The following is an 8163-nucleotide window of genomic DNA, read 5'->3' on the forward strand; positions in this document are numbered from 1 at the left end:
ACTTCACCGCTATGATGGAAAATTTTAAAAATGGAAAACTTTCCGTTAAAGATGTGAAAATTGTTCAGAATGAATATATAGAAGATCAGAAAATTGCTGAGGTTAATTATTCTGTCAGTTTCAAAGTTCCGGCTAAATTTTCTGATATTCCCACCGGAGACATTAAAGACGTTAAGCCTGAAAACCTTAAAAAATATCTCGTTCAAAGTGTAAAAGATTTTAAAAATGCTGATAAAATCGTAGTAACAGAGCAAAAGTTTAGCCTGTACCAGCTGAATGAAGCAGGGAAAACTTACTATTGGAATGGCAGTCCTGATGAAATTGTTTCAGGATTGACGGATTTCTATTTTGAAAGCTTCGGGTCTAAATAATGATCATTTAAAATATTATAAGCTCTGGTTTCAGGGCTTTTTTTATTTCACATACTTTACGTATTTTTGAGAAAACCCTTGATTATGAATTTTAAGCCTATGTTATTAACCGCTGGAGTCCTTTTTTCAGCAACTATTTATTCTCAAATGAATTATCCTAAAGCAGAAAAAGGAAGTCAGACAGATACTTATTTTGGTAATGCGGTTGCAGACCCTTTCAGAGATCTTGAAAATGATTCCGACGCCACAAAGAAATGGGTAGATGATGAAGTAGCCTACAGCCAGAATTATCTTTCAAAAATCCCGTTCAGAAATACAATCAAGGATCAGTTAACCGAGATCTGGAATTATGAGAAGATTTCAGCACCTTTCAAAGAAGGAGATTATACATACTATTATAAAAATAATGGCCTTCAGGCGCAGTCTATCTTATACAGAACAGATAATAAGACCAAAACAACAGAGATATTTTTAGATCCTAATAAATTTTCAGAAAAAGGAACTACTTCTCTTTCCAATCTGTCATTCAATAAAAAAGGAAACCTGGCAGCATACTCCATTTCTGAAGGCGGGAGCGACTGGAATAAGATCATTATCATAGACGCCATTACCAAAAAACAGATTGATGAAACATTGGTAGATGTAAAATTCAGCGGAATTTCCTGGCAGGGTGATGAAGGATTCTACTATTCGAGCTATGATAAACCGAAAGAAGGAACAGTACTTTCGGGAATGACAGATAAGCACAAAGTGTATTTCCATAAATTAGGAACAAAGCAATCCGAAGACAAATTGATTTTCGGAGGAGATAAAACACCTAGAAGATATCTTGGAGCAGGGGTTTCTGAAGACCAAAGGTACCTGATTATTTCTGCAGCCAATGCAACCAATGGGAACGAATTGTATATCAAAGACCTAAAGAAAGGCGGCGACTTTGTACAGATTAATAAAGGATTTGATATTAATGCCAGTATTGTAGATACTCAGGGGGATGATCTTTTCATCTTTACAGATAAAGATGCCCCGAACATGCGTCTTGTAAAAACCAGCATCACCAATCCTTCACCGGAAACCTGGAAAGATGTTATCCCGCAAACAGAAAATGTATTGGGAATATCTACAGGAGGCGGATACTTCTTTGCTACTTATATGGTTGATGCTATTGATCAGGTAAAACAGTTTGACAAAACAGGAAAACTGATCAGGGAAATTGCTCTTCCAGGAAAAGGAAACGTAGGAGGTTTTGGAGGAAAAGAAGAGGAAAAAGAACTTTATTTCTCTTTCAGCAACTATATTACACCGGGAACGACCTACAAATTCAATGCAGATTCCGGGAAATCAGAAGTTTATCAGAAGCCGAAAGTGAAGTTCAACCCTGAGGATTACGTTTCTGAACAGGTATTCTATACTTCAAAAGACGGAACCAAGATTCCAATGATGATCAACTATAAAAAAGGAACAAAACTGGACGGTAAAAATCCTACAATCCTGTATTCTTACGGAGGTTTCAATATCAGCCTTCAGCCTTCATTCTCTGTAGTCAATGCGATCTGGATGGAAAACGGAGGAATCTACGCAGTGCCAAATATCCGCGGTGGTGGTGAATATGGTAAAAAATGGCATGATGCAGGAACAAAAACACAAAAGAAAAACGTTTTTGAAGACTTCATTGCAGCAGGAGAATATCTGCAAAGCAAAGGTTATACTTCAAAAGAATATATGGCATTATCCGGAAGATCAAATGGAGGACTGCTTGTAGGAGCAACAATGACCATGCGTCCTGATCTTGCAAAAGTAGCTTTCCCAGGAGTAGGAGTGTTGGATATGCTGAGGTACAATAAGTTCACAGCAGGAGCAGGCTGGTCGTATGACTATGGAACTGCAGAAGACAGCAAAGAAATGTTTGAATATCTAAAATCCTATTCTCCGGTACATAATGTGAAAAAAGGAACATGTTACCCCTCCACAATGATCATTACAAGTGACCATGATGACAGGGTGGTTCCGGCGCACTCTTTTAAATTCGGAGCAGAACTTCAGGAAAAACAGGGCTGTAAAAATCCAATTTTATTAAGAATTGAGAAAAATGCCGGTCATGGCGCCGGAAGAGCAACCGATCAGGTGATCAGTGAAAATGCGGATCTTATTTCTTTTGCCCTGTATGAAATGGGAATAACGAAATTGAAATAATATACAATAAGCAAGTATAATATAAACTAAGGCCGGACAAAGTCCGGCCTTTTTTGTAGCTTAAAATTCAGTAAAACTGAACGTTAACATAAGTTTCATGTTTCGCTCAAAAAAATTAACTTTACGGAGACAAAAATTATTGGAATGCGAAAGACAATTTCTGTGAAAACTCCGGATTTTAGCATAGAGCCTCAGCAAAGAGAGATCTATAACTTTGAAAAAGACGGATTAGAATTAAAATCATCTTACACCTCAGAAGATGTTAAAAATAAATCTTTAACACAGACTTCTCCAGGAATTGCACCCTATCTCAGAGGCCCATATTCTACCATGTACGTACAGAAACCATGGACGGTAAGGCAGTATGCAGGTTTCTCTACTGCAGAGGAATCAAACGCATTTTACAGAAGAAATCTGGCAGCAGGACAGAAAGGATTATCAGTTGCTTTTGATCTCGCAACACACAGAGGATATGATTCAGATCACTCAAGAGTAGTTGGTGATGTAGGTAAGGCCGGGGTAGCCATCGATTCTGTGGAAGATATGAAGATTCTTTTTAACGAAATTCCATTAGATCAGATCTCAGTGTCCATGACGATGAATGGGGCCGTACTTCCTATTTTGTCTTTCTATATTGTGGCTGCCGAAGAACAGGGTGTAAAGCAGGAATTACTTTCAGGAACTATTCAGAATGACATTCTGAAGGAATTCATGGTAAGAAATACTTACATTTATCCGCCGGCTCCCTCCATGAAAATTATTGCAGATATTTTTGAATATACTGCTCAAAATATTCCCAAATTCAACTCTATTTCCATTTCAGGATACCATATGCAGGAAGCAGGCGCCACTCCGGTACTGGAAATGGCCTATACCTTGGCAGACGGTCTCGAATATGTAAGAACAGGAATTAAAGCCGGAATGAACGTCGATGATTTTGCCCCAAGGCTTTCATTTTTCTGGGCAATCGGGATGAATCATTTCATGGAAATTGCAAAAATGCGTGCCGCAAGATATATCTGGGCAACTCTTTTAAAACAGTTCAATCCACAGAATGCAAAATCATTAGCATTAAGAACTCACTCACAGACTTCCGGTTGGTCGCTTACAGAGCAGGAACCTTTTAATAATATTACAAGAACCGCCATTGAAGCGCTTTCTTCAGCTTTAGGAGGAACCCAGTCGCTGCATACCAACGCACTGGATGAGGCCATTGCACTTCCCACAGATTATTCAGCGAAAATTGCACGAAATACGCAGATTATTCTTCAGCAGGAAAGCGGTATCTGTGATGTTGTAGATCCTATGGGTGGAAGTAATCTTCTCGAGAGCCTTACCCAGCAGATGATTGAGGAGGCGATGAAATACATCGATGAGGTAGAGCAGGAAGGAGGAATGACAAAAGCCATTGAAGCCGGAATCCCAAAAATGAGGATTGAAGAAGCGGCAGCTAAAAAACAGGCTAAAATCGACAGTGGTGAAGAATTTATCATTGGAGTAAACTCATTCAGAACAGCCTTAAAACAGGACGGAATAGAAATCCTGGATATCGATAACACAGAAGTCCGCAGAAAGCAGATAGAAAGACTCGTAAAAATAAAAGCAGAAAGAAATCCTGAGGCCGTTACAGAAATCCTGAATGATATCCGTGAAAGCGCAAAAACAGGAAAAGGAAATCTTCTTGCATTATGCATAGAAGCAGCAAGAAGAAGAGTTACCCTTGGCGAAATGAGTGATGCCATGGAAGAAACTTTCGGAAGATATAAAGCCAATATCAGAACAATCTCTGGAGTATACGCTATGAATGCCGGGAAAAATGAATATTTTGAAAAAGCCCTTCAACTCACCCAGAAATTTGAAGAGGAAGAAGGCCGCCGCCCAAGACTCATGGTTGCTAAAATGGGACAGGACGGGCACGACCGAGGAGCCAAAGTAGTAGCTACTGCATTCGCTGATATGGGATTTGATGTCGATGTGGCACCATTGTTTCAGACTCCTGAAGAAGTAGCCAAACAGGCTGTAGAAAACGATATCCACATTCTTGGAGTTTCCTCACTGGCAGCTGGGCACAAAACCCTTGTCCCTCAGGTGGTCGAAGAGCTCAAAAAACTGGGAGCTGATGATGTGACCATTGTGGTAGGTGGCGTTATTCCACAGCAGGACTACGAATTTCTGTATGCCAACGGTGCCGATTTTATTTTCGGTCCGGGAACCAATCTTCCTAAATGTGCGGTGGAAATCTTAGAAAGATTTTTAAATTAACATTTTTTATAGAATAACTGCACAGCTTTTGTATAGTTTAAGTGAAAAATTTCATTATGGCTTATACAGTAGTTTCAGTATTTCCGGTGACTGTAGATACAGAGGAAATTAAAAAGAATTTAAAAGAAAAAGGTTTTGATGAAGCAAATATTATTATTTCAAAATCTAAGGTTGAAAGCGGATTGTCGACTGGTCAATATCAGGAAGACGAACAAACAAAAGGATTTTTTGAATACGTTTTTGCTCACGATGCAGAAATGCTCGATGCTTACCGTAAACACAGTATTGGCAGAAGCAATGTTATTGTGTATGCGGATGACCTGCAACAGGCTAAAGTGGCCAAGACTGTTTTAAATGAACATGGTGCCCTCGAAGTTTATCGTAAACCGTCAGAAGCTCGGGACAGTATTCCTGAAGGTATGTCGGAGCAGGAATATAACGGAATCATTGCCAAAGCAAAGCATAATATCTATTTTCTGGGATCAGAAAGAGTCTACCATTCCAATGAAGTTAAAGGAATGGACGACGAGATGGACAGCTTAGGATCAAAAGATTAATCTCTCATAAAGTAAGCCTGGATATAAAATTATTCAGGCTTTTTTTATAAAAAATTTGAATATTCAGAAAAATTAATATATTTGCACCTGAAAATCAAGTTTAACCTATTAAAAACAACGAAGCAATGTTCAAAACGAATCAAAATTCTTCAGCTGGAGTACCGCTTATGGTGGTAAGGCTTCGTGGTTTGGTATACTCTTAGAATAATAGTACAACGAAATATCAAAACCCGAAGTCGTAAAGATTTCGGGTTTTTTATTGCGCAATATTTAAACTCCAGTTTCCCCGAAATTTTTTTTAATATTAGGAAGAACATAAGCATTGAACCTTTTTAGGATTCAAATATATTCTTCATCATTACAAATGGTTCAACTAGTATTTTAGTTGATAAAAAGAACATACACAGATCAAAATCTTGAATCTTGTGTCTGGCATCTTATGTCTAAAAATAAAACAATGGGAAATTTAAAACTAAAAGGAAAAGATATATTAAAACTCGGTTATCCGAACAATCAAAGCGTCAATGTGGCTTTGGAGGTTATGAAAAGAAATTTTGCAACGAAAAATATTCATCATGTAAAATCTATTTTAAAAGAAATCCTCCTCAACCCGGAGAACTTTGAAAAAGACCTGACTTTCGGGCAGATTGCAGAATCGCTGCTTTCATCCAGAAAAACAGAAAAAAGAATGCTCAATACACAGCGTGCTTCCTTTCAGATCTTTGGAAACAATATCTCTGAAGAAGCGAAAAACCAATTGTATACAGCCTTAAAACTGCCGATTTCAACGCAGGGCGCTTTAATGCCCGATGCACACAGCGGTTACGGACTTCCGATAGGCGGTGTTCTTGCGGTAGAAAACGCAGTGATCCCTTACGGAGTAGGCATGGATATTGGCTGCAGAATGAGCCTCAGTATTTTGGATATACCCGTTTCATATCTTGACGGAGCAAGAGATAAATATGAAAGAGCTCTTGCCGAACACACCAAATTCGGGATGTACGAGACCCATAAATCTCATATAGATCATGAAATCTTTGAGAGAGATACCTTCGATATGATTCCGGTTTTAAGGAGATTAAAAGGAAAAGCCATCAAACAGATGGGTTCTTCCGGCGGAGGGAATCACTTTGTGGAATTCGGAGAAGTTGAAATCACCGAAGAAGATGACCAGATCGGCCTTCCAAAAGGAAAATATCTTGGAATACTTTCACACAGCGGTTCCAGAGGTTTAGGAGCTGAGATTGCACAATACTATTCAAGAGTTGCTGCAGATCAATGTCCGTTGCCAAAAGAAGCCCAACAGTTCGCCTGGCTGGATCTGAATACCCATCTCGGCCTGGAATACTGGACCGCAATGAACCTTGCCGGAGATTATGCCTCTGCCTGTCATGATGACATCCATAGAAGACTGGTAAAAGCTGTCGGTGGAAGAGTAAGAGCAAAAATCGAGAACCATCACAATTTCGCATGGAAAGAAATCCATAATGGAAAAGAAGTGATCGTCCACAGAAAAGGCGCAACTCCGGCTAACGTAAATGAACTGGGAATGATTCCCGGGTCCATGACGGCAAAAGGTTTTATCGTCCGTGGAAAAGGAAATCCGGATGCTTTGAATTCAGCGTCACACGGAGCCGGCAGAGCTCATTCAAGAGGAGAATGCAGAAGCCTTTTTACTCAGAATGATATCAAAAAAGAGCTTAAGCTGAAGAAAGTCACTTTGATAGGCGGAAATACAGAAGAAGCACCGATGGCTTATAAAGACATCCATGAAGTAATGAATGCACAAAGTGAATTGGTAGATATTCTCGGAACATTTCAACCCCGAATTGTGAGAATGGATAAATAAGTAAGTTGCTGGTTTATAGTTATCAGTTGAGAGAATTTCACTATTAGTTATAAACCTGCAGTATTCCAACCTTATAGGTTTTCAAAGCCTATAAGGTTTAAAAATAATAATAATAAGGTTGGTGTTTATAGTTGGCAGATCAAAAAAATTGTACTGTCAATTATAAACCATCAACTCTCAACAAAAAACAAAAAATGGGAGCACCTCATAATATAAAAAGATATGGAGAAGTCTGGCCGGAATTTAGAATTCTGCACGGGCTTGAAATTTTAAATAAACTAAAAGATAAAGTCATCATATCAGGAGGTTGGGCCTGGCATTTCATGTCAGAACCAGGACATACGGAATACAAGCATGCCCATGACCACAAGGATATTGATGTTTTTGTAAAAAAAGAAAACGCAGCAGGAACAGTTATGATTCTTCAGCAGGAAGGTTTTCAGAAAGTATGGACCCGCTATGATCATTTACAGAGCGAAGAGAATTTCCGCAGGTATGAGAAGACAATAGAACTTGAAAACGGAAAATCTCACAGAATTACTATAGATTTCTTCGAAAGGAGTGACTTGGAGACGATTGAAATCAATGGCTTTACCGTTGTCAAACCTGAACTTTTACTGACGTTTTACAGAAACATCCATTCCAGCGATAAATGCTGGGCTGTGATGGCTGCTAAAGATTTGCTGCAGAAAGGGATCGACCCTGTTGGTCATCCGAAATTAAGTGAAATACCTAAAGTCTAATAAAATGGAAAAACTTATACAAATAACCTCAGGAAGAGGGCCTTTAGAGTGCCAGTGGGTCACCGCTAAAATTCTGAAGGTCTTCCTTGAGGAAATTAAAAACAATACAATAGACTACGAAATCATTCACCGCGAAAATGGCGATGAAAACCTGACTCTGAAATCTGTAACCATCCTTTTAAAAGCAAAAG

Annotated in this window: 5 protein-coding genes and 2 pseudogenes; all 7 read left to right on the top strand. The window is 38.9% G+C overall.

Going from position 1 to position 8163, the window contains the following annotated elements:
- Positions 1-371: pseudogene (locus DRF60_RS21270) on the top strand (hypothetical protein); the annotation flags it as partial.
- Between the two features lie 147 nt (positions 372-518).
- Entirely contained in the window at positions 519-2561 is a 2043-nt protein-coding gene (locus DRF60_RS20515) for a prolyl oligopeptidase family serine peptidase (RefSeq protein WP_394337486.1), read from the top strand.
- Between the two features lie 144 nt (positions 2562-2705).
- Positions 2706-4823: a methylmalonyl-CoA mutase gene (gene scpA / locus DRF60_RS20520; RefSeq protein ID WP_116015190.1), complete on the top strand. Its 2118-nt coding sequence runs from the start codon at positions 2706-2708 to the stop codon at positions 4821-4823.
- Positions 4824-4879: 56 nt separating this feature from the next.
- Positions 4880-5380: a hypothetical protein gene (locus DRF60_RS20525; protein WP_116015193.1), complete on the top strand. Its 501-nt coding sequence runs from the start codon at positions 4880-4882 to the stop codon at positions 5378-5380.
- A 457-nt stretch (positions 5381-5837) separates the two neighbouring features.
- Positions 5838-7229, top strand: coding sequence for an RtcB family protein (locus tag DRF60_RS20530; protein ID WP_116015198.1), 1392 nt, complete (start codon positions 5838-5840; stop codon positions 7227-7229).
- Positions 7230-7423: 194 nt separating this feature from the next.
- Positions 7424-7972, top strand: coding sequence for a nucleotidyltransferase family protein (locus tag DRF60_RS20535; RefSeq protein ID WP_116015196.1), 549 nt, complete (start codon positions 7424-7426; stop codon positions 7970-7972).
- Positions 7973-7976: 4 nt separating this feature from the next.
- A pseudogene (locus DRF60_RS20540) lies at positions 7977-8163 on the top strand (peptide chain release factor H); the annotation flags it as partial.

The organism is Chryseobacterium elymi, assembly GCF_003385495.1.
Lineage (GTDB): Bacteria > Bacteroidota > Bacteroidia > Flavobacteriales > Weeksellaceae > Chryseobacterium > Chryseobacterium elymi.